Origin of the sequence: Paramagnetospirillum magnetotacticum MS-1, from assembly GCF_000829825.1 — a bacterium.
Lineage (GTDB): Bacteria > Pseudomonadota > Alphaproteobacteria > Rhodospirillales > Magnetospirillaceae > Phaeospirillum > Phaeospirillum magnetotacticum.
Window position 1 is genome coordinate 605452 of the sequence record NZ_JXSL01000030.1, and the last position, 21777, is coordinate 627228.

Below are 21777 nucleotides of genomic sequence, written 5' to 3' on the forward strand. Positions count from 1 at the left end.
ATGATCAGGGCGGCGGCCTTGACCACCGGCTGGGCGATGGACGCCGGCAGAGCCTTGGGCTTCTCGATCTTGCCGAGGATTGGCAGGATGATCAGGAAGTGGGCGAAGTAGTAGGCGGTGCAGAACTGGCCGATCTTGACCAGGATGCCTTCCGCCGGCTTTCCACCCACATAGCCCAGGATCATGGCGTTGGCGAAGAACAGCCAGAAGAACTGGCGGTACAGCGGCCGGAACTTGGCCGAACGCACCTTGGAGGTATCCAGCCAGGGCAGAGCGAACAGGATCAGGATGGCCGAGAACATGGCCAGCACGCCCTGCAGCTTGGCAGGCAGGAAGGGCAGATCGAAGGTGAAGGCGCGCAGGATCGCGTAGAACGGCAGATAATACCATTCGGGCACGATGTGCGGCGGCGTCACCATGGGATTGGCCGGAATGTAGTTATCGGGCTCGCCGAAGAAGTTGGGCGCCCAGAACACGAAGGCCAGGTAGAACATCAGGAACAGGCCGATGCCGTACAGATCCTTGACCGTGTAGAAGGGGTGGAAGGGGATGGAATCCTGCGGCCCCTTCATGTCGATGCCCAGCGGGTTGTTCGACTTCACCGTATGCAGCGCCCACACATGCACCACGACCAGGCCCAGGATGATGAAGGGCAGCAGGAAGTGCAGAGCGAAGAAGCGGTTCAGCGTGGGATTGTCCACCGAGAAGCCGCCCCACAGCAGGGTGACGATGAACTCGCCCACCACGGGGAAGGCCGAGAACAGGTTGGTGATCACCGTGGCGCCCCAGAAGGACATCTGGCCCCAGGGCAGCACATAGCCCATGAAGCCGGTGGCCATCATCGCCAGATAGATGGCGATGCCAACGAACCACAGAATCTCGCGCGGGGACTTGTACGAACCGTAATAGAGGCCGCGGAAGATGTGGATATACACCAAGATGAAGAACATCGAGGCGCCGTTGGCGTGCAGATAACGCAGCAGCCAGCCGTAATTCACGTCACGCATGATGCGCTCGACCGAGTCGAAGGCCAGCGAGGTGTGGGAGGAATAGTTCATGGCCAGGAAAAGACCGGTGAGGATCATGATGATCAGCATCACCGCGGCCAGCGAACCGAAGTTCCACCAGTAGTTCAGATTGCGAGGGGTCGGATATTCGATCGCGCTATGCTGCACCATCGAGAAGATGGGCAGGCGCTCTTCGATCCAGTTGACCACCTTGTTGTTGCTCTTGAAGTCGCTCATGACGGGTCCCCTCAGCCGATCCGGACGGTGGTGTCGCTGGTGAACTGATAAGGCGGCACCGGCAGGTTGGCGGGAGCCGGGCCCTTGCGGATGCGACCGGACGTGTCGTAGTGCGACCCGTGGCACGGGCAGAACCAGCCACCGAACTCACCCCTGGGGTCGGCGGGCTTCTGGCCCAGCGGCACACAGCCCAGATGGGTGCAGACGCCGACCAGGATCAGCCATTCGGGCTTCTTGACCCGGTCGCTGTCCTTCTGCGGATCGCGCAGATCGGCGACGGCCGCCTGTTCGGCGGCGGAAATTTCTTCAGGCAGACGATTTCGGACGAAAACCGGCTTGCCGCGCCACACCACTGTGACGGCCTGGCCCGGCTTGATGGCCGAGATGTCCACATCGGTGGTCGAAAGCGCCAAAGTATCGGCGGCCGGGTTCATGCTGTGCACGAACGGCCAAAGTGCCAAGCCAGTCCCAATCGCACCGACGCCGGCCGTGGCGTACAGCAGGAAATCCCGCCGTGTCTGCCCGTCCACCGACGAGGGCTGGGCATTGTGTGCCTGATCAGCCATGATTAATCCTCTTGTTGGCCCGCGGAAGCGCGACTATTAACCACATCGTCCGAGTCGTTTCAACAGCCGTCTCGACGTCCATGCGCGTTACCTAATATGCTACAGGGCTAAGCGCTGCCGCACCGCACAAATTTTTGTCACCGAGACAGCCGTTGGAACGCCTTCGACTCGCCCTTTTTCAGCCGGATATACCGCAGAATGCCGGAACATTGCTGCGCCTGTCCGCATGCCTGGGGGTCGGCGTCGATATTATCGAACCTTGCGGCTTCGTTCTTGACGAACGCAAGGTCCGCCGGGCGGGAATGGATTATATTCATCAGGCCAGCTACATTCGCCACGTCTCCTGGGACGCCTTCGCCGCCACCCTGGCCTCCGGCGGACGCCGTCTGGTGCTGCTGACGACGGGGGGCGCGGACCGTCATGACCGCTTTCCTTTCGCGCCCGGAGATACCATCATGGTCGGACGGGAAAGCTGTGGCGTGCCCACTGAGGTGTTCGACCGGGCCGGGGCGCGAATTCGCATCCCCATGCGAGCGGGGGCACGGTCGCTCAACGTGGCGCTGGCCGCCGCCATCGCCACCGCCGAGGCGTTGCGGCGTCTGGATGGTTTTCCCGAGGAGGGGGACTGACGAGCATGAGCAGCGATACCGTCAAGCATTGGGACACCGACCGCGCCGCGGCCTATGACAACCGGGTGCGCGAGGCCATCCCCGGCTATGACGCATTGCATGTGCTGTCGTGCCAGATCGTCGCCGAGACCACCGGCGGCAAGGGCCGCGCCCTGGTGATCGGCGCGGGCACCGGCGCGGAATGCGTGGCCCTGGCCCAAAGCTGCCCCAATCTATCGGTCGTGGGCGTCGACCCTTCCAAGGACATGCTGGAACATGCCGAGGTCAAGGTGAGGGAGCACAACCTGACCAGCCGGGTGCGGCTCTACCCTTCCAAGGTGGGCGATCTGCCCAAATTCGAGCCCTTCGACGCCGCCACCTTGCTGCTGGTCATGCATTTCCTGCCCGATGACGGGGCCAAGAAATCCCTTCTGGAAGAAATCGCCGCCCATCTGAAGCCCGGCGCTCCGCTGGTCCTGGCCGATCTGTTCGGTACCTGGGATGATGCCTGGCAGCAGCAGTTGCGCGTCTGGTGGCGTCACCTGCAACTGGCGGCGGGAATTCCCGAGGTCGAGGTGGACAAGGGTTTCCGCCATGTGGACCGCGACATCTTCCCGCTGCCCGAAGCGCGGCTCACCGCTCTTCTGGCCGAAACCGGCTTCGGCCCGCCGGAACCCTATTTCCGCGCGCTGTGCTTTGGCGGTTGGGTGTCTAGGAAGGTTTAGCGGCGAGCCCAAAATGTGAGGCGCGCAGTCATCCTGAGTACAAGCGAAGGATCTTTCACGCAGAAACGGCAGACGTTCTCTCGTGAAAGCCCCTTCGGTTTTGCCCACGGTTGTCCGGTTTAAATTTCCATGAGAGACCCAAAAGGCAGAGCCAATGCGGGTTTCATCTGGTTATGGAACACGGATGGACACGGATTATAAAAATCCCGTAGGGTCATCCTGGGGCCAAGGTCGGGGAAGTGGCCGAAAACGAAAGCATTTCCGTGTTTATCCGTGAGCGGTGCGAAGCACCGTATCCGTGACATCCGTGTCTCATGACTCCACCTCTGCCGCCTCAAATTAAACCGGGCAGCCGTGGGCTTTGCCTCAAGGGTGACAGCTTGGTTCAGATTAAAGGCACGACGCTAGGTCCCGCCCAACAGACCGTCGATTTCCACCTGGGCCATGGCGCGGTCCGAGCCGTGGATGATGGCGTTGGCACAGTCCATCAGGGCCTGGGCGGCGCGCGAGATGGCCTTGACGTGTTCGGTGGTCAGGCCCGGATCGGCGCCCGCGACGATTTCCTCTTCCAGCTTGACCACGCCACCGAGGATCAGCGTGTTCAGATGGTTGATGGTTTCCTCGAAGGGACGGCGGAACTTGGTGGGGACGCGCTCATAGGCCTCCACCGCCAGCTGCTTGTCCTTGAAGGTGGAATCGGCGAAATGCTCCTGATAGCTCTTGGGAGCCCACATCTTGCATTCCTCGATCATGTCCGGCATGTCCGGAATCATGTCGAGCAGCATGACGATTTCATTGAAATGGTTGAGGTAATCGGTGGCAAGCAGAGTCTGGGCGCTGATATTGGTGCCCTCGACTCTGGCGACGTATTCCTCGAATGCCACCCGCTCTTCCGGCGGAATATCTGATTCCGTCACCACCCCTCCTTGGAATCCTACCAACTCCCCGGCCCCATCCTTGCGCTATGAGAGGGAGAATTTCAAGAGCGCTTGGTCCTATGCCCGATGATAGGGATGCCCGGTCAGAATGGAATGGGCCCGCCACAACTGTTCGGCCAGCAGGGCGCGGACCAGCATGTGCGGCCAGGTCAGGCGGCCAAAGGACAGCAACAGATCGGCGCGGTCGCGCACCGCGTCGCCATGACCATCGGCGCCGCCGATCACAAAGGCGATGTCCTGGGCCCCGCCGTCGCGCCAATCCCGCAATTTCCCGGCGAACTCCACCGAGCCCAGGTCGCGGCCCCGCTCGTCCAGGGCCACCACTTTGGCGCCGTCGGGGATCACGGCCAGCAGAAGCTCGGCCTCGCGCGCCTTCAACTGGGCGCCGGAAAGCGGGCGCTTCTCCTCGACCTCCTTGAGGATGGGCGGCGGCGTCAGGCGGCGGCAATATTGGCGGAACAGCTCCTGCTCCGGCCCGGCCTTGGCCTTGCCCACGGCGGCGATGAGAAGACGCATCAGCCCTGTTCGATGGCCTTGGCGCGCACCGCCGAGGCGGTCGGCGCATCGGCCTTGGCTTCCAGCGCGCCCCACATCTTTTCCAGATTGTAGAAGGCGCGCACTTCGGGGCGGAACAGATGGACGATGATGTCGCCGCCATCCACCAGCACCCAGTCGCATTGGGGCATGCCCTCGATGGTGACCTTCTGCCCGGCCTGTTTCAGGGCCTTTTCCACATGGTCGGCCATGGCACCCACTTGGCGCTGGGACTTGCCGGTGGCGATGATCATGGTATCGGTGATGGAGGTGCGGCCCTTGAGGTCCAGGACGATCACGTCCTCGGCCTTGTGGTCGTCCAGGGTGGCCGCGACCAGTTCCGCCAGGGTAGGAGCGGGAGCGGGGGCGGGTTCGGCCTTGGCGGCGGGTTTGCGGGCTATGGTTCTCTCCTGTTGCGGATGGCGGTGGACGAGGCGGCGTGACGCCGGATGTGCAGAAACACCCAGGCGGGCGGCTGTCCTTGCCACAAAAATCTGGCCCTGGACGACGGCAGGCGGCTGGCCTTGAAGCGATGAGCCGCCCGGCTGCCCAGGATTCGCGCAGAATAGGGACCCCGCGCCAGAATCGCAACGGGGACCGACCGGAAGATGTCGTCCCAGCGCAACCAGCGATGAAAACCGGCCAGATTATCGGCGCCCATCAGCCAGACGAAGCGGATGTGGGGAAAGCGCTGGCGCAACACCGTCAGGGTGTCGGCGGTGTAACATGTGCCCCATTGGGTCTCGATCTTGGTGGGACGCAGATGGGGATGACCGGCCGCCATGGCTTGGGCCGAGGCGAGACGTTGGGCAAGCGGCGCCATGCCCGCGACCGGCTTCAAGGGATTCTGCGGACTGACCAGCAGCCAGACCTCGTCCAGCTTCAGAAGCCGCAGGGCCAGCAGGGCGATATGCCGGTGCCCGTCATGGGCCGGGTTGAACGAACCACCCAGCAGCCCGACCCGCGCCCGTCGGCGCTCGCCCCAACGGTTCAACGGCGGGCGGGTCACCATGGTTCCGACATATCAAGAGACACGGATAAACACGGATGCGGGCTGCGCCAGCCACGGATGGACGGGGAGAAGAAATCGGCCACGGCCCATTTCCCCTCCTGATCCGTGTCCATCCGTGAGCGCGAAGCGCAATCCGTGTTCATCCGTGTTCCCTGGAAAGACCTCACCCAGGCCGGACCTGGCCGCTGCCCCGCACCACATATTTGAAGGTGCAGAGCTGCTCGACGCCCACGGGGCCGCGCGCATGCATCTTGCCGGTCGAGATGCCGATCTCGGCGCCCATGCCGAATTCGCCGCCATCGGCGAACTGGGTCGAGGCGTTCCACAAGACGATGGCCGAATCGCAGCCGTTGAGGAAGGCCTCGGCGGCGCCCGCATCCTCGGCGAGGATCGCCTCGGTGTGGTGCGAGCCATAGGTGTTGATGTGGTCCACCGCCGCTTTGACTCCATCCACCACTTTGACCGAGATGATGGCGTCCAGATATTCGGTGCTCCAGTCGGCCTCGGCGGCGGGCAGCACCCGGCCATCGGCCTGCATCGCCTGTTGATCGCCCCTCACCTCGCAGCCCGCATCGATCAGCATGGCGACCAGGGGCGCGAGGTGTGTCTTGGCGCAGGCCGCGTCCACCAGCAGCGTCTCGGTGGCGCCACAGATGCCGGTGCGGCGCATCTTGGCGTTGAGAACCACGGCCTTGGCCATCTCCAGATCGGCGGAGCCGTCCACATAGGTGTGGCAGATGCCTTCCAGATGCTGGAACAGGGGAATGCGGCTTTCGGCCACCACGCGTTCCACCAGCGACTTGCCGCCCCTGGGCACGATGACGTCGATATAGTCGGACAAGCGCAGCATGACTCCCACCGCTTCCCGGTCGGTGGTGGGCACCATCTGTACCGCATCGGCGGGCAGGCCGCAGGCGGTGAAGCCGCCCTTCAGCGCCCTCAGGATGGCCTGGGACGAGTGAAAGCTTTCCGAGCCGCCGCGCAAAATGGTGGCGTTGCCCGATTTCAGGCAAAGGGCGGCGGCGTCGGCGGTGACGTTGGGGCGGCTCTCATAGATGATGCCGATCACCCCCAAGGGCACGGCGACGCGCGAAATATGGATGCCGTTGGGCCGGGTCCATTCCGCCAGGGAGCGGCCCACCGGATCGGGCAGCCGGGCGATATCCTCCAACCCCTTGGCCATGGCCTCGATGCGCGCCGAATTGAGCATCAAGCGGTCGAGCATGGAGGCCGAGAGACCCTTGGCCGTACCCGCCTCCATATCCTGGGCATTGGCCGCCAGGATCAGCTTGGCGTCGATGCGGATGGCCTGGGCCGCGGCGCGCAGCGCCTTGTCCTTGGCCGCCGACGGGGTCAAGGCAAGAATGCGGGACGCGGCGCGGGCGCGTTCGCCCAATTCGGTCATCACGGCGTCGAGATCGGTGCTGCTCATCATGTCCTCACGGTACTCAATCAGTTCAGGCCTTGGCAATGGGCGGCCGCGGCCGCCGTGATAGCGCGGGCGAAGGCGGCGCGGTAGGGCTCGGAGGCGATCAGGACTTCATCGTCCCGGTTGACGATGATTCCCGCCTCGATCAGCACGGCGGGCATGACCGCTTGGCGTAGGACCGCCAGACCGTCGAAGCGATAGATGCCGCGCGCCGAATCCAAAAGGGGCCGGTTCTCGCCATCGACCGGCAGGCCATGGTGCAGGCTGGGCGCAAGACCTTGCACCAGCAGACTGTCGGCGATCCCCTGGGCCACGCGCAGGCTTTCCTCCAGCCGAGGATTGGCCGCCGAGACGAACAGTCCGAAGCCGGAAAACACCTCGGAATGAGCCCGCGTCACGCCCTGCCAGACCCAGTCGGTCTTATAGATGTCTTGCACCGAATCATGATGCAGGGAGAGGAACAGGCTGGCACCGGCTTGGGCGGCGCGGCGGGGGCGTTCGGCCAGATCCGCGATATCGCCCTCGCCGTTGATCAGGGTCCAGGCGATGCCGTGCCGGTCCAGTTCCCAACCCACCCGGCGGGCCAGTTCCGTGTTGAAGACAAGTTCCGGCACGCCGCGCGCGCTGATCTCGCCCGGCGCCTCCTGGTAATGGCCGACATCAAGGGCGATCAGGCAGCCAGCCAGAACAGGCTGGGGCAGCAGCACGAGGAGGAGAAGGCAGAACAGGCGCATCTCATCCCTCCATCACCAGATCGTCGCGGTGGATCAGTTCGTCGCGGCCGCGAAAGCCTAAGATGGCTTCGATCTCGCCCGATTTGCGGCCCATGATGGCGCGGGCGTCCTCGGCGGAATAGGCCACCAGGCCACGGCCCAGCACCTTGCCGTCCGCGTCCTTGACCAGCACGCAATCGCCGCGCTCGAAGCTTCCAGCGATTTCGGTGATTCCGGCGGGCAGCAGCGAGCGGCCCTGGGCCAGCGCGCGGGCCGCGCCTGTGTCCAGCACCAATGTGCCGGTGGGCTTCATGGAGCCGAAAATCCACTGCTTGCGCGCCGTACGGGGCTCGGAATTGGGCAGGAACCAGGTGCAGCGCCCCCCCTCTTCCATGGTCTTCAAGGGGTGCATGGGCTCGCCCCTGGTGATGGCCATGCGGCAGCCCGCCGACAGGCAGATGCGCGCCGCCACCAGCTTGGTGACCATGCCGCCCGAGCCATAGGCCGAGCCGGGATCGCCCGCCATGGCCTCGATCTCGGGCGTCAGTTCGTGCACCTCGGGAATGAAACGGGCCGTCGGGTCCTTGCGCGGATCATTGGTATAGAGTCCGTCGATATCGGAGAACAGCACCAGGGCGTCGGCGGAAACCATCTGGGCCACGCGCGCCGCCAGCCGGTCATTGTCGCCGACCCGGATTTCGGCGGTGGCCACCGTGTCGTTCTCGTTGATCACCGGCACGGCCCCAAGGCGCAGCAGGGTCTCCAGCGTCGAGCGCGCATTGAGGTAACGCCGCCTGTTCTCGGAATCGTCGAGCGTGAGGAGCACCTGGGCCACGGTGATGGAGTGATGAGCCAGGGCATCCTGCCAGGCATGGGCCAGCCGGATCTGCCCCGTCGCGGCGGCGGCCTGCTTTTCTTCCAATTTGAGGGGCGGGGTCAGGCCCAGCTTGCGCCGACCCACCGCCACGGCCCCCGAGGACACCACGATCACCTCTTGGCCGCGCGCCTTGCAGGCGGCGATGTCGGCGGCCACGGTCTCCAGCCAGCCGCGCCTCACCTGACCGGTGGATTCATCCACCAGCAGCGAGGAGCCGATCTTGACGATCAGGCGTTTGGCGGCGGCCAGTTGGTTCATTCCTCTTGGTCGTCCTCTTCTTCCTCGTCCCCTTCGTCGTCCAGGGCCTCGTCCTCGTAATCCTCGTCGTCGTCCCCGTCCTCGGAATCGTGCCAGATCCATTCGCCGTCAGCGCCCCAATGGCCGCCCGCGAATTCGTCGTCCTCGGCTTCCTGCTTGCGCTTACGCTGTTGGAAGGTGGGCGCGCCGCGCTTGCCCGCGCCGAAGATGGCCGAGGCGGCGGGCACTTCGGGCTCTTCTTCGCGGGCCTCTTTGATATGGACGAAGAGGCGGGCCAGAATGGGCTTCAAGCCCACGCCCGAGACGCCGGACAGGGGCAGAACCTCCTGGCCGCAGGCCTCGGTCAGTTCCATCAGCTTCAGCTCGATGTCGTCGGCGGTGAGCGAATCGCACTTATTCAGCGCCACCACTTCCGGCTTCTCGTCCAACCCGCCGCCATAGGCGGCCAGTTCGTGACGCACCACGCGGTAGGCCTCGGCCACGTCGTCCTCGGTGCCGTCGATCAGATGCAGCAGGACGCGGCAGCGTTCGATATGGCCGAGAAAGCGGTCGCCGATGCCCGCACCCTCATGGGCGCCCTCGATCAGGCCGGGAATATCGGCGATGACGAATTCTTCCTCGCCCAAGGTGACCACGCCCAGATTGGGATGCAGCGTGGTGAAGGGATAGTCGGCGATCTTGGGCCGCGCTCTGGTCACGGCGGCCAGGAAGGTGGACTTGCCCGCATTGGGCAGCCCCACCAGACCGGCATCGGCGATCATCTTGAGGCGCAGCCATATCCAGCGCTCCTCGCCCGGCCAGCCTTCGTCGGCGCGCCTGGGCGCCTGATTGGTCGATGACTTGTAATGCATATTGCCGAAACCGCCGTCGCCGCCCCGCATCAGCACCATGGTCTGCCCGGCCGCAGTCAGATCGGCCAGCACGGTCTCCTTGTCCTCGTCCAGAACCTGGGTGCCCACGGGAACCTTGAGCACCACATCGTCGCCCTTACCACCGGTCTTGTTGCGGCCCTGGCCGTGATTGCCGATCTTGGCCTTGAAATGCTGTTGATAGCGGTAATCGATCAGGGTGTTGAGATTGGCCACGCATTCCAAAATGACGTCGCCGCCCCGCCCGCCGTCGCCGCCGTCAGGCCCGCCGAATTCGATGTGCTTTTCGCGCCTAAACGAGCAGCACCCGGCGCCGCCGTCGCCCGACTTCACGAAAATCTTGGCCTGATCGAGGAACTTCATTGCTTCATCGCCCTCAAACGCCGGGCGCGCGCCTCCGCGCGCTTGGCTTTCCTCCGCTTCGCTCCGGGGCGCTCAATGCGCCCGCGCTCGCCTGCGGCTCGCTCGTAGTGCCCAGGATCGGGCGGATATAAAGCAAAAGGGGAACGGCGAACCGTTCCCCTTTCTTAAAAACGCAAGCGTCCGGGAACGGCCTTATTCGGCGGCCTCCGGCAGGGGCTCCACCACCACGAAGGTGCGGCCCTCGGCCTTGTGCTTGAAGCTCACCTTGCCCATGGCGGTGGCGAACAAGGTGTGATCCTTGCCCATGCCCACATTGGTGCCGGGGTAGAACTTGGTGCCGCGCTGACGCACGATGATGTTGCCGGGAATGACCAGCTCGCCACCGAACTTCTTGACGCCGAGCCGCTGACCCGCGGAGTCGCGACCGTTGCGGGACGAACCGCCAGCCTTTTTATGAGCCATTGTCCTAGTCTCCTGGTATCCGCTCGGGCAATCAGCCGGCGGAGATATCGGTGATGCGCAGGATCGTCAGGTCCTGGCGGTGGCCGTTCTTGCGGCGCGAATTCTGGCGGCGGCGCTTCTTGAAGACGATGATCTTCTCGCCACGGGCCTGGGCCACCACGGTGGCCTTCACGCTGGCACCCGACACGACGGGAGCGCCGATCTTTTCGCCGACCATCAGCACCTGATCGAGCACGACTTCCGAACCGGCCTCACCGGCCAGCTTCTCGACGCGGATCACGTCGCCAGAAGCGACCTTGTACTGCTTACCGCCGGTCTGAATGACTGCGAACATGACGATTCTACCTGAGCAAAAGAAATAGTGGCGCGCAAGGTTTGGGCCTAGCGCGAGAGGGCCGAAATATACTCACCCCCAGGGCAGAGTCAACGGCTATCTGAATCAGATTCGCAAGAACCCCGGCTAAGCGATTCCGATTGCTAGGAACCGCCCTCGGACAGCAGCCGGGTCTCGGCGGCGGCGCGCTCGGGCAGGCGGGCCAGAATGGCCATCTTCTCGCCGTCCGTGGCCGTCGACCAGGCCTTGATCTCGGCCCGCGTCCGGCGACAGCCCACGCACCAGCCGAACCTGTCGTCCATACGACAGACGGATTTGCAGGGCGAATTGAAGATCTGAAGCGTTGGCGCGGGCAAGGCCTATCCTTTCGAGGCGGGTATCTCCCCCTCATATTGGTCGCTGGCGAGGCCGCAAAAAGGGGCTATCCTGATTTCGCACCAAAAGGGAGGGTTCCATGCTGCATGGCAAGGTTCTGGTGGCCCAGGGCGGCGGCCCGACGGCGGTGATCAATCAATCCATGGTCGGCGCGGTCCTCGAATCGCGGAAATTCCGCAATGTGGATCTGGTCTACGGCGCCCATCACGGGGTGCGGGGCATCGTCAACGAGGATTTCCTCGACCTGACCCAGGAGACCAGCCACAACCTGGAAATGGTGGCGCAGACTCCCTCATCGGGCCTGGGCTCGACGCGCGACAAGCCGGACCTCAAATACTGTCACGAGATCTTCGAGGTCTTAAAGGCGCACGGCATCGCCTATTTCTTCTATATCGGCGGCAACGATTCCTCGGACACGGTGCGCATCGTCTCGGAAGAGGCGCGCAAGGCGGGCTATCCACTGCGCTGCATCCATATCCCAAAGACCATCGACAATGATCTGGTCCTAAACGACCACACGCCGGGCTTTCCCTCGGCGGCCCGCTTCGTGGCCCAGGCCTTCATGGGGGTCAATCTGGACAATGCGGCGCTGCGCGGCATCTATCTCGCCGTTGTGATGGGGCGCCATGCCGGGTTCCTGACGGCGGCCTCGGCCCTGGGCAAGAAGTTTCCTGAAGACGGCCCCCACCTTATCTATATCCCCGAGCGAACCTTTCGGGTGGACAGCTTCCTCACCGACGTGAAGGCCACCTATGACAAATACGGTCGCTGCGTGGTGGCCCTGTCGGAAGGCATTCACGACGAGGACGGAGCGCCGATCATCACCAAACTGTCCAAAGCCACGGAAAAAGACGCCCACGGCAATATCCAGCTTTCTGGGACCGGGGCGCTGTCAGACCTTTTGTGCGAGGAGATCAAGGGCAAGCTGGGCATCAAACGGGTCAGAGGCGACACGTTCGGCTATCTCCAGCGCTCGTTCATCGGCTGCGTTTCCGATGTCGACCAGCGCGAGGCCCGCGAAGTGGGGGAAAAGGCGGTGCAGTTCGCCATGTGGGGCGATCAGGACGGCTCGGTGACCATCCAGCGCACCGGTTTTTACTCGGTGGATTACAAGTTGCTGCCGCTGGCGGCGGTCGCTGGCAAGACCAGGGTGATGGAGGATCACTTCATCGCCGAATCCGGCACGGATGTCACCGATTCCTTCCGCATGTATCTGCGGCCGCTCTTGGGATCGGGCATGCCCGACGCCTTCCGGCTGCGCCTCAATTCGGTGCCGAGGATCCTGAAGAAGTAGGGCGGATGCCACAAGCTTCTTGCCTCAAGCGCCGATTTGGCTATATTGACGCCAAGACACATTCTTGTATTCCCGTCAGACGGGATTGTGAGGGTGGGCCAGTGGCCCACTTTTTTCGTTTTTAGGGACCAACGTTAAGGTCGCAAGGCGACAGGGTTATGGATCTTCAAAGCCGTTTGGAGGCCCTGATCGCGCCGTCACTGGACGCCATGGGGTACGAGCTGGTGCGGGTGCAGCTGCAGGGAAAGCAGAGGCTCACGCTTCAGATCATGGCGGACCGCAAGGACGGCGTGATGATGGCCGTGGATGATTGTGCCGATATCAGCCGTTCGGTGTCTGCCTTGCTCGATGTGGAGGACCCCATTTCGGCGGCCTACACATTGGAGGTCAGTTCGCCCGGCATCGATCGTCCGCTGACCCGGGCCAAGGACTTCGCCGCTTGGGCGGGGTTCGAAGCCAAGATGGAATCGTGCCAGCCCATCGACGGGCGCAAGCGGTTCCGGGGCAAGCTGCTGGGTCTGGATGAGACGGGCGCCCATGTGCGCCTGGCCGTCGAGACCGGAGAGGTTTCCATTCCGCTGGCCGATGTTCGTGGCGCCAAGCTGGTGCTGACCGACGAACTGATCGCCGCGACCGTTAAAGATCAGGAAGAGTGAGGACGAATTAGGACCATGGAACGGATCGCCGCACTTCCCCGCCCCGAACTTCTTCAGGTGGCAGACGCCGTCGCCCGCGATAAAGGCATCGACCGCGACGAGGTTCTCGAAGCCATGGAGCAGGCCATTCAGAAGGCCGGTCGCTCCAAATATGGCCACGAGCACGATATTCGCGCCCATATCGACCGCAAGACCGGCGAAATTCAGCTTGCCCGCTATATCGAAGTGGTCGAGGAGGTGGAAAACGAAGCCACCCAGCAGACCTTGAAGCAGGTGCTGAAGAAGAAGCCGGACGCCCAGGTCGGCGACTTCCTGGTCGATCCGCTGCCGCCCATCGATTTTGGCCGCATCGCAGCGCAAACCGCCAAGCAGGTCATCGTCCAGAAGGTCCGCGACGCCGAGCGTCAGCGCCAGTTCAACGAATACAAGGACCGCGTCGGCGAGATCAGCAACGGTCTGGTCAAGCGCGTCGAGTTCGGCAATGTCATCGTCGATCTGGGTCGGGCCGAGGCGCTGCTGCGCCGCGACGAGTTGATCCCGCGCGAGACTTTCCGCACTGGCGACCGCGTGCGCGCTTATATCTACGACGTCCGCCAGGAGCCGCGTGGCCCGCAGATCTTCCTGTCGCGCACCCATCCCATCTTCATGGCCAAGCTGTTCGCCCAGGAAGTGCCGGAGATCTATGACGGCATCATCGAGATCAAGGCTGTGGCCCGTGATCCCGGCTCGCGCGCCAAGATCGCCGTGCAGTCCCACGATTCCTCCATCGATCCCGTCGGCGCCTGCGTCGGCATGCGAGGGAGCCGTGTTCAGGCGGTGGTGGCCGAGCTGCAGGGCGAGAAGATCGACATCATCCAGTGGTCGCCCGACGTCGCCACCTTCGTGGTGAACGGCCTGGCTCCCGCCGAGGTCACCAAGGTGGTGCTGGACGAGGAAGCCGGCCGCATCGAGGTGGTGGTTCCCGACGACCAGCTGTCGCTCGCCATCGGGCGGCGCGGCCAGAATGTGCGTCTGGCCAGCCAGCTGACCCAGTGGAATATCGACATCCTCACCGAGGCCGAGGAATCCGAGCGCCGCACCGAGGAATTCCGCTCGCGCTCCAATATGTTCATCCAGGCCCTGGACGTGGACGACGTCATTGCCCATCTGCTGGTGACCGAGGGCTTCTCCTCCGTCGAAGAGGTGGCCTACGTCCCCAGCGAGGATATCGCCGATATCGAGGGCTTTGACGAGAACGTCGCCGAGGAGCTTCAGACCCGTGCGCGCAACTTCCTGGCCGAGCAGGACGAGCGCTACGACCAGATGCGCAAGGACATGGGCGTCGCCGACGAGATGGCCGCCATCGAGGGGCTGGCTCCGTCCATGCTGGTCAAGCTGGGCGACAAGGGCATCAAGACCCTGGACGACCTGGGCGATCTGGCCGGTGACGAACTGCTCGACATCCTGGGCAAGGATGCCATGAGCGAGGACGAGGCCAACGCGGTCATCATGGCGGCCCGTGCTCATTGGTTCGAGGAAAAGTAATGCGTTTTGGCACCAGCCGTCTCCGAACCAATGGGCACTATCGTATCGGTATGGCGGCGAAGCCGCTGGCTCATTGGTTCGAGGACGGTAAGTAAGAGGGGGACGGCGTGGCCGATACCCCTGATTTGGAAGAAGAAGAAGAGGTCGGACCCGAGCGCCGGTGCGTCGTCACCGGTCAGGTCCGGCCCAAGTCGGAATTGCTGCGGTTCGCCGTGGCCCCTGATGGTACGCTGTTTCCGGACCCCGGCCATGAGTTGCCCGGTCGGGGAATCTGGTTGAGCGCCAGCCGGGATGTGGTAAATACGGCCGTGGCCAAGCGGTCTTTCGCCCGGGCGGCCCGCCGTCCGGTGGTGGTATCGGAAGATCTGGCCGACCGGATGGAAGCGCTTCTGGCGCGCCGTTGCCTGGATATCCTGGGTCTGGCGCGCCGCGCCGGTCAGGCGGTCTGTGGGTTCGAAAAGGTGAGCGCCGAGATTAAATCCCGCCGCGCCGCCTTGGTATTAGGGGCCAGGGACGCCGCCCGCGACGGGCGCGCCAAGGTCCAGGCGATGGCACCCGGTGTGCCGGTGATCGAGCTTTTCGACGGGGCCGAGTTGGGCGCCGTTTTTGGCCGCGATGCGGCCGTTCATGTCTGCGTGCTTCCGGGCAGGCTGGCGCAGCGTCTCAAGGATGGCGCGGCGTTGCTTGCCGGTTTCCGTGGATGATTTTTTGCAGAAGAGACGAAGTCGTACATGAGCGATTCCCAGGATCAAGACCGTAAGGCCCCGCTGAAGCTGACCCAGCCGGGCAAGCTGGAGCTGAAGAAGACCGTCGAGACCGGACAGGTCCGCCAAAGCTTCTCCCATGGCCGGTCCAAGGTGGTGACGGTCGAGGTTCGCAAGAAGCGCACCTTCACCAGCGCCGGTGGCGCCATGCACGAGATCAAGGAAGGCGCCCATTCCGCCGCCGAGGCCGATCTCGCCGCCGCCGTGGCCAAGGTGGAAGCCGCCACCCGCGCCGCCAGCGCCCATGATCTGACCAATAACGAGAAGGCCGCCCGCGCCAAGGCGCTGCAGGACGCTCTCCATCATCAGGAAGAGGTCCGCGCCCGCGCCGAGGAAGAGGCCGTGCGCCGCGCCATCGAGGACGAGGCCATCCGCGCCGCCGAGGAAGAGGCCCAGCGTCTCGCCGAGGAAGAGGCGAGCCAGCGCGCCGCCGAGCCTCAGCCCGAGCCGGAAGAAGAGGCCCCCGCCCCGCCCGCTCCGGCTGTCGCCGCCCCCGTCGCAGCAGCCCCGGCCCAGCCCAAGCCCGTAGCCGCGCCCGCCGCTCCGGTGGCCGACGCCACGGCAGCCGCGCCGCGCGCCCGCACCGAGGAAGAGGAAGAAGAGGAGGAGCGCGCCAAGAAGCGCGCCGCCGCCCACAAGCCCGCCCCGGTCAAGCGCACCGAACCGCGTCGCCGCACCGGCAAGCTGACCATCACCGACGCGCTGACCGACGACGACCGCTCGGAACGCGGCCGGTCGCTGGCCGCCGTCAAGCGTGCGCGCGAACGCGAGCGCCTCAAGCACATGCAGAAGGGTTCGGAAAAGGTCATCCGCGAGGTGATCGTGCCCGAAAGCATCACGGTGCAGGAGCTGGCCAACCGTATGGCCGTGCGTGGCGCCGACGTGATCAAGTGCCTGATGCGCCTGGGCGTGATGGCCACCATCAACCAGAATATCGATGCCGATACCGCCGAACTGGTGGTGACCGAATTCGGCCATAACATGAAGCGCGTGTCCGAAGCCGACGTCCTGGTCGGCCTGGAGGGCGAGGTCGACACCGACGAGGTGCTGTTCTCCCGTCCGCCGGTGGTCACCGTCATGGGTCACGTCGATCACGGCAAAACCTCGCTGCTGGACGCCTTGCGCGCCACCGACGTGGTGTCGGGCGAAGCGGGCGGCATCACCCAGCATATCGGCGCCTATCAGGTGACCATGAGCTCGGGCGACAAGATCACCTTCATCGACACCCCCGGCCATGAAGCCTTCACCGCCATGCGCGCCCGCGGCGCCAAGGTGACCGATATCGTGGTTCTGGTGGTGGCCGCCGATGACGGCATCATGCCCCAGACGGTGGAAGCCATCCGCCATGCCAAGGCCGCTGGCGTGCCGATCATCGTCGCCATCAACAAGATCGACAAGCCGGGCGCCAATACCGAGAAGGTCCGCCAGGAACTGCTGCAGCACGAGCTGGTCACCGAGGAACTGGGCGGCGACGTCCTGGCCATCGAAGTGTCCGCCAAGAAGCGCCTGAACCTGGAAAAGCTGGAAGAGGCCATTCTGCTCCAGGCCGAAATCCTCGACCTCAAGGCCAATCCCGACCGCGCCGCCCAAGGCGTGGTGGTCGAGGCCAAGATGGAAAAGGGCCGGGGCTCGGTGGCCACCGTCCTGGTGCAAAAGGGCACCATCAAGGTCGGCGACGTCTTCGTGGCTGGCGCCGAATGGGGCCGGGTCCGCGCCCTGGTGGACGATCATGGCAATTCCATCAAGGAAGCCGGTCCCTCCACCCCGGTCGAGGTTCTCGGCCTGCAGGGCACGCCTGCCGCCGGTGACGACTTCGTCACCGTCGATGACGAAGGCCGCGCCCGTGAAATCGCCGGCTATCGGAGCCGCATGGATCGCGAGGCCAAGGCCAAGCTGGTTCAGCGCGGCACCCTGGAACAGATGTTCTCGGCCATCAAGTCGGGCGAGGCCCAGGAACTGCCCGTGGTCATCAAGGGCGACGTGCAGGGCTCCATCGAGGCCATCTCGTCCACCTTGGAAAAGATGGGCAACGAAAACGTCCGGGTGCGCATCCTGCATGCCGCCGTGGGCGCCATCAACGAGTCGGATATCACGCTGGCCAAGGCCTCCAACGGCCTGCTGATCGGCTTCAATGTCCGCGCCAATCCCCAGGCCCGCGACATGGCGCGCCGCGACGGCGTGGACATCCGCTACTACTCCATCATCTACGACGTCACCGACGATCTGAAGAAGATGCTGTCGGGCATGTTGGCGCCGGAACTGCGCGAGCGCTTCCTGGGCTACGCTTCCATCCGCGAGGTGTTCAACATCACCAAGGTCGGCAAGGTGGCGGGCTGCATGATCACCGAAGGCACCGTCAAGCGCGGCGCCAAGGTGCGCCTGCTGCGCGACAACGTGGTCATCCACACCGGCGATCTGGGCCAGCTCAAGCGCTTCAAGGACGACGTCAAGGACGTCCGCGAGGGTTACGAGTGCGGCATGTCCTTCACCAATTACGAAGACATCCGGGTCGGCGACGTCATCGAATGCTTCGAGATCGAGGAGATCGCGGTCACCCTGTAACGGGGTGACCGTGCCTCTCGCGGCGGAGTCATTGCCATGAGCCGGGGTGCCAAGCCACCGTCCCAGCGCCAGCTTCGCGTCGGCGAGGAACTGCGCCACGCCATCGCCATGGTGATCGAGCGGGGCGAGTTCCGCGACCCCGACCTTCTGGGCCGCGCCATCACCGTTACCGAAGTCCGGGTCAGTCCTGACCTGCGCAACGCCACGGTCTTCGTGGTGCCGCTGGGCGGTGGCGACGTGGCCCCCATCCTGGCGGGCCTGAAGCGCGCCAAGGCCTTCCTGCGCCACGAAATCTCGCGCATGGTCGAATTGCGCGCCGTGCCCGATCTGTGGTTCCAGGAAGACACTACCTTCGATACCGCATCCCGAATCGATTCCATTCTCAATTCGCCGGAAGTGCGTCGCGACATCGACCACCCCGCCGCCGAGGATGAGTTCGCCTCCGATGGGGATGACGGGCTTTAGCGCTTGCCGTAGGCCCGCATCAGGGTCTGAACGGCCGCGGCTATGGTCTTTGCCACAGAGCGTCCTTCGGGCAGGCCCAGCAAGGCGCGATGATAGGTTTCGGCCCGCAGCATGCCGATGAACTGATCGGCGATCACCAGGGGATCGATGTCGGTGGCCAGTTCACCTCGTGCCTGAAGGCAGGCGACCGAGGCGGCGATGGCCGCCTTGCCCCGGATGGGTCCGGTCTCGTAGAAGGCCTGGGCCAGTTCGGGGGTCCGCGCCGATTCGGCCACCACCACCCGGTAAAGGGCCATGGCGTCGGGCGTCATCAGCAGACCCAGCAGCCGTTCCGCATACGTCGTGAACGTGCGCTCCGCGTCGAAACTTTCGTCCGGCGACGCAAAGGCGAAGGATGCCTCGCAACGGCGGTGCATGATGGCGGCAAACAGCTGATCCTTGCCCTCGAAATGGGCGTAGATGGTCGCCTTGGAAACTTCCGCCCCGGCGGCCACCGCATCCATGCTGGTGGCGGCATAGCCCTCCACCAGGAACAGCCGTTGGGCGGCATCCAGGATGGCCTCGCGCTTGGCCGAGGGTTTGGACCGGGTCCGGGTCATGGTCATGGCTCCTCCACGGCCCAAAACTAAACCAATCAGTTCAGTTTTGGGAAGGGGAATTTGGCTTAGCCCCGGACCGGCGCGACAGCCATCCGCCCAGCCGAATCAAGCCGATTCCCATCAACAGCGTGGCCAGGAGCGGAAGCACATAGTCCATGTCGGCCAAACGGCGCTCGAAATTCTTGGACATAAGGACGGAATCGACGAAGTCGTAGACTGCGGTCACCACCGTCAGCCAGCCGGAACCGGCCAGGGTGACTGCCGTCCAATAGGCCATGGGCGAGGGCCGAGCGGTAGCGGCGGAATCATCCGCCAATTTCTTGCGGTAATACTCGGAAATGCCCCGGCCTAAGACCAGGATCACTCCGGCGGCGGCAAGGCCGATCCAGCCAACCGGGTCCATCATCACGCACAGTCCCGAACCGGCAAGAACCACGATGCCGAGCAAGGTCACAATACCGGCGGCGATCGCTCCGACCGGAAGCCGTCGTCGTGGCTCAGTCATGGTTATTACTCCGGTGGAACAGGTTGAAGGTGTCGATGGGAATCATCTTGCCGTCGGGCTGGGCCACATGGACGCAGGCGCGTTTGACCTGACCCAGGCAGAAGCTGTAGCGGTCGAGGAACTGGACGATGGACAGGCGAAAGACCTTGTCATAGGTCAAGGATGCCGGGGCCTGGATTCCGGGCAAACAGCACAGCAGCTTGCCCATCTGGACGGCGGTATCCTCCCCCGCGCAGGACATGGACAACAGCCGCATCAGGCTGTCCTTGAGGCCCGGCACCGCGTCGAAGGTGAGCGCGTTGGGCACCGCCGACAGCAGCAGATCTCTGGGCACCAGCCCGGTTACCGCCGTCGCCCGGTTCCCGTGGCGCAGGGCATAGGCGATGGTGATGCTTTCCGGATTGCAAGGCAGCGGCACCAGATCGGCCGGGCCGAACAGGCCGTTGGACTGCTCGATGATGGCCCGGCGGATATCCGAGGGCAGCATGCGGCTGTCCTTGCCCAGACCGGGGCTGCGCCCGGCGTCTTGCAGGGGCTGGAAGCTGACGCCGCGCACGCAAGCCACAGCCAGGGCATGGTCGATGATCGCCCCAACCTCCCCGTCATTGACTCCCTTGGCCATGACGCAGACCAGGGTGGTGGAGATGCCGTGGCGATCGAGCGCCGCCAAAGCCCCCTTACGCACCTCGCGAAGATCGGCGCCCCGCAGAACGCTGAGCGCCTCGGGCTCCAGGCTATCCCATTGCAGATAGACCTCGAAACCCGGACCCAGCCCGGCCAGGGCGGTGGCAAAGTCCGGGTCGCGGGCCAGACGCACGCCGTTGGTGTTGAGCATCACATGGCGGATGGGGCGCGCCTTGGCCGCCCGCAGAATCTCCAGGATCTGGGGATGATCGGCGGGCTCGCCCCCGGAAATCTGGACGATGTCCGGGCTGCCGCCCTCGCTTCGCACCACCGCGTCGAGCATCGCCTCGACCTCAGCCAGGCTGCGATGGCCGCGCCCGGGCCGCGACTGGGCGAAGCAGGTGGGGCAGTCCAGGCCGCAGGAATCGGTGACCTCCACCAGGGCCAGACAGGAATGCTGCTCGTGGTCGGGACACAATCCGCAATCATGGGGACAGCCCTTGTCCACCTGGGTGTGGAAGTGGGCGGGCAGGTCGCCCGGCTTGATGAAGTCGCGGGCTTCGCGCCAATAGGCGTAATCGCTGGAGATCATGGTGCGCTGAGGCCCGTGGGCGGGACAGCGTTTGAGGTGCCAGACGCAGCCGTCCTCGGCCACCACCTTGGCCGGAATCAGCGCCAGACAGTCCTCGCACAGGGCATGGGTGGTGCCCAGATAGAGCCAGGGCCTAGGCGTGGGCATGGCGGTCCCTTCGGCGGCGGATCATCACCAGTCCATAGGCCAGCAGCCCCAGGCAGGTAAGATGAAACAGGTTGAACGGCCCGATCACGTCCGGATAGGGCTTGAGGAATTCCCAGCAGAAGCGCTGCCCAGCATAGACGGCCACCAACAGGGCGAAACCATGGCGCCGAGGCATCTCGTGCCCAAGCGCCAGCGCCGCCAGAAACCAGACCAGAAAGGCGGCCATGGCCAGACTTTCGTAAAGCTGCACCGGGTGCCGGGCAATCCCGTCGCCGAAATCCATGCCCCAGGGCAGGGCGGTGGGCGTGCCATAGGTGAAATCCTCCAGCCCCGACAGCAGACAGCCGATCCGCCCGACGGCGATGCCGAAGGCCAGCGGCGCCACCACGCCAAGACCGGTGGAACCGCTCAGACCGGTGAAATGCTTGTACGCCTCGACGGCGGCGATGGCTCCGGCCAGGGCGCCGACCACGCTCTTTCCCATGCCGGGCAATCCTGCCAGATGGATGTTGAGAGTGCCCAAAGCCACCGCGCCCGCCACCGCGCCCAGGATGGCCGAGGCGTACCACCAGGGGTGACGGATGGGATCGGGTGTGGCCGCCCCGGCCAGCCAGCACCGCCGCACCGCCAGCCCCAGAAGGCCGCCGCCGCCCCAGGCCAGCAGATCGAACACCGTATGAATAGGCAAGCGTCCCCCGAACCAGCCTGCGTCCTGGCCGGATCATAGCCGGATTCACG

At 64.4% G+C, this 21777-nt stretch carries 24 protein-coding genes and 1 pseudogene; 8 read left to right on the forward strand and 17 right to left on the reverse strand.

Annotation, left to right across the window (positions count from 1 at the left end):
* Positions 1-11 precede the first annotated feature (11 nt).
* Together CCC_RS22840 and petA are read right to left on the reverse strand one after the other, a co-directional pair.
* Positions 12-1244: pseudogene (locus tag CCC_RS22840) on the reverse strand (cytochrome b); the annotation flags it as partial.
* A gap of 11 nt (positions 1245-1255) precedes the next feature.
* Positions 1256-1810, reverse strand: a complete 555-nt coding sequence (petA, locus tag CCC_RS15415) for a ubiquinol-cytochrome c reductase iron-sulfur subunit (RefSeq protein ID WP_009870493.1) — start codon at positions 1808-1810, stop codon at positions 1256-1258.
* Positions 1811-1962: 152 nt separating this feature from the next.
* Between petA and CCC_RS15420 the strand changes: the two genes are divergently transcribed.
* Positions 1963-2439, forward strand: a complete 477-nt coding sequence (locus tag CCC_RS15420; RefSeq protein ID WP_041042016.1) for a tRNA (cytidine(34)-2'-O)-methyltransferase — start codon at positions 1963-1965, stop codon at positions 2437-2439.
* 5 nt (positions 2440-2444) lie between these two features.
* Positions 2445-3143, forward strand: a complete 699-nt coding sequence (locus CCC_RS15425; RefSeq protein ID WP_009870495.1) for a class I SAM-dependent methyltransferase — start codon at positions 2445-2447, stop codon at positions 3141-3143.
* A gap of 404 nt (positions 3144-3547) precedes the next feature.
* Here the strand turns inward: CCC_RS15425 and CCC_RS15430 are convergent, their stop codons facing one another.
* The 11 genes from CCC_RS15430 to CCC_RS15480 all read right to left on the reverse strand — a co-directional run bounded on the left by CCC_RS15430 (position 3548) and on the right by CCC_RS15480 (position 11288).
* Complete coding sequence (locus tag CCC_RS15430) at positions 3548-4063, reverse strand: hypothetical protein (protein ID WP_009870496.1); 516 nt, start codon at positions 4061-4063, stop codon at positions 3548-3550.
* 75 nt (positions 4064-4138) lie between these two features.
* Entirely contained in the window at positions 4139-4597 is a 459-nt protein-coding gene (rlmH, locus tag CCC_RS15435) for a 23S rRNA (pseudouridine(1915)-N(3))-methyltransferase RlmH (protein ID WP_009870497.1), read from the reverse strand.
* Positions 4597-5103 carry a ribosome silencing factor gene (gene rsfS / locus CCC_RS15440; protein ID WP_322097216.1) on the reverse strand — a complete coding sequence of 169 codons (507 nt, stop codon included), beginning with the start codon at positions 5101-5103 and terminating at the stop codon, positions 4597-4599. The genes rlmH and rsfS overlap by 1 nt, the downstream gene beginning before the upstream one ends.
* Entirely contained in the window at positions 5013-5627 is a 615-nt protein-coding gene (locus CCC_RS15445; protein ID WP_009870499.1) for a nicotinate-nucleotide adenylyltransferase, read from the reverse strand. Before CCC_RS15445 ends, rsfS begins: the two co-directional genes overlap by 91 nt.
* A gap of 163 nt (positions 5628-5790) precedes the next feature.
* Positions 5791-7062: a glutamate-5-semialdehyde dehydrogenase gene (locus CCC_RS15450; RefSeq protein ID WP_009870500.1), complete on the reverse strand. Its 1272-nt coding sequence runs from the start codon at positions 7060-7062 to the stop codon at positions 5791-5793.
* 17 nt (positions 7063-7079) lie between these two features.
* The gene (locus CCC_RS15455; RefSeq protein ID WP_009870501.1) at positions 7080-7790 is read right to left on the reverse strand and encodes an N-acetylmuramoyl-L-alanine amidase; all 711 of its coding nucleotides are present in this window, start codon (positions 7788-7790) and stop codon (positions 7080-7082) included.
* A gap of 1 nt (position 7791) precedes the next feature.
* Positions 7792-8904: a glutamate 5-kinase gene (gene proB, locus CCC_RS15460; RefSeq protein ID WP_009870502.1), complete on the reverse strand. Its 1113-nt coding sequence runs from the start codon at positions 8902-8904 to the stop codon at positions 7792-7794.
* The gene (gene obgE, locus CCC_RS15465; RefSeq protein ID WP_009870503.1) at positions 8901-10136 is read right to left on the reverse strand and encodes a GTPase ObgE; all 1236 of its coding nucleotides are present in this window, start codon (positions 10134-10136) and stop codon (positions 8901-8903) included. The genes proB and obgE overlap by 4 nt, the downstream gene beginning before the upstream one ends.
* Before the next feature lie 192 nt (positions 10137-10328).
* A complete protein-coding gene (rpmA, locus tag CCC_RS15470) occupies positions 10329-10598 on the reverse strand; it encodes a 50S ribosomal protein L27 (protein ID WP_009870504.1) in 270 nt (89 codons plus the stop codon).
* A gap of 31 nt (positions 10599-10629) precedes the next feature.
* The gene (gene rplU / locus CCC_RS15475; RefSeq protein ID WP_009870505.1) at positions 10630-10932 is read right to left on the reverse strand and encodes a 50S ribosomal protein L21; all 303 of its coding nucleotides are present in this window, start codon (positions 10930-10932) and stop codon (positions 10630-10632) included.
* 143 nt (positions 10933-11075) lie between these two features.
* Positions 11076-11288: a DUF1289 domain-containing protein gene (locus CCC_RS15480; protein WP_041042018.1), complete on the reverse strand. Its 213-nt coding sequence runs from the start codon at positions 11286-11288 to the stop codon at positions 11076-11078.
* Between the two features lie 98 nt (positions 11289-11386).
* Here CCC_RS15480 and CCC_RS15485 point away from each other — a divergent pair, with 98 nt between their 5' ends.
* The 6 genes from CCC_RS15485 (at position 11387) to rbfA (ending at position 18572) form a co-directional block, all read left to right on the forward strand.
* Positions 11387-12601, forward strand: a complete 1215-nt coding sequence (locus CCC_RS15485; RefSeq protein WP_009870507.1) for a 6-phosphofructokinase — start codon at positions 11387-11389, stop codon at positions 12599-12601.
* A 158-nt stretch (positions 12602-12759) separates the two neighbouring features.
* Positions 12760-13257 (forward strand): ribosome maturation factor RimP, encoded by a 498-nt coding sequence (gene rimP, locus CCC_RS15490; RefSeq protein ID WP_009870508.1) that lies wholly within the window; start codon positions 12760-12762, stop codon positions 13255-13257.
* 15 nt (positions 13258-13272) lie between these two features.
* Positions 13273-14781: a transcription termination factor NusA gene (gene nusA / locus CCC_RS15495; protein ID WP_009870509.1), complete on the forward strand. Its 1509-nt coding sequence runs from the start codon at positions 13273-13275 to the stop codon at positions 14779-14781.
* A gap of 107 nt (positions 14782-14888) precedes the next feature.
* Entirely contained in the window at positions 14889-15485 is a 597-nt protein-coding gene (locus CCC_RS15500; protein ID WP_009870510.1) for an RNA-binding protein, read from the forward strand.
* 27 nt (positions 15486-15512) lie between these two features.
* On the forward strand, positions 15513-18107 hold the full coding sequence (gene infB, locus CCC_RS15505) for a translation initiation factor IF-2 (RefSeq protein ID WP_041042020.1): 2595 nt from the start codon (positions 15513-15515) through the stop codon (positions 18105-18107).
* 36 nt (positions 18108-18143) lie between these two features.
* Positions 18144-18572, forward strand: coding sequence for a 30S ribosome-binding factor RbfA (rbfA, locus tag CCC_RS15510; protein WP_009870513.1), 429 nt, complete (start codon positions 18144-18146; stop codon positions 18570-18572).
* On the opposite strand, the gene CCC_RS15515 is transcribed toward rbfA, so the two are convergent.
* From CCC_RS15515 to CCC_RS15530, 4 genes are read right to left on the reverse strand one after another with little or no spacing between them, the layout of a single operon-like run.
* Positions 18569-19177 carry a TetR/AcrR family transcriptional regulator gene (locus tag CCC_RS15515; RefSeq protein ID WP_009870514.1) on the reverse strand — a complete coding sequence of 203 codons (609 nt, stop codon included), beginning with the start codon at positions 19175-19177 and terminating at the stop codon, positions 18569-18571. The genes rbfA and CCC_RS15515 overlap by 4 nt on opposite strands.
* Positions 19178-19211: 34 nt before the next feature.
* The gene (locus tag CCC_RS15520; protein ID WP_152619788.1) at positions 19212-19676 is read right to left on the reverse strand and encodes a hypothetical protein; all 465 of its coding nucleotides are present in this window, start codon (positions 19674-19676) and stop codon (positions 19212-19214) included.
* The gene (locus CCC_RS15525; protein ID WP_009870516.1) at positions 19669-21039 is read right to left on the reverse strand and encodes a radical SAM protein; all 1371 of its coding nucleotides are present in this window, start codon (positions 21037-21039) and stop codon (positions 19669-19671) included. Before CCC_RS15525 ends, CCC_RS15520 begins: the two co-directional genes overlap by 8 nt.
* Complete coding sequence (locus CCC_RS15530) at positions 21026-21727, reverse strand: prolipoprotein diacylglyceryl transferase (RefSeq protein ID WP_041042022.1); 702 nt, start codon at positions 21725-21727, stop codon at positions 21026-21028. Before CCC_RS15530 ends, CCC_RS15525 begins: the two co-directional genes overlap by 14 nt.
* Positions 21728-21777: the final 50 nt, after the last annotated feature.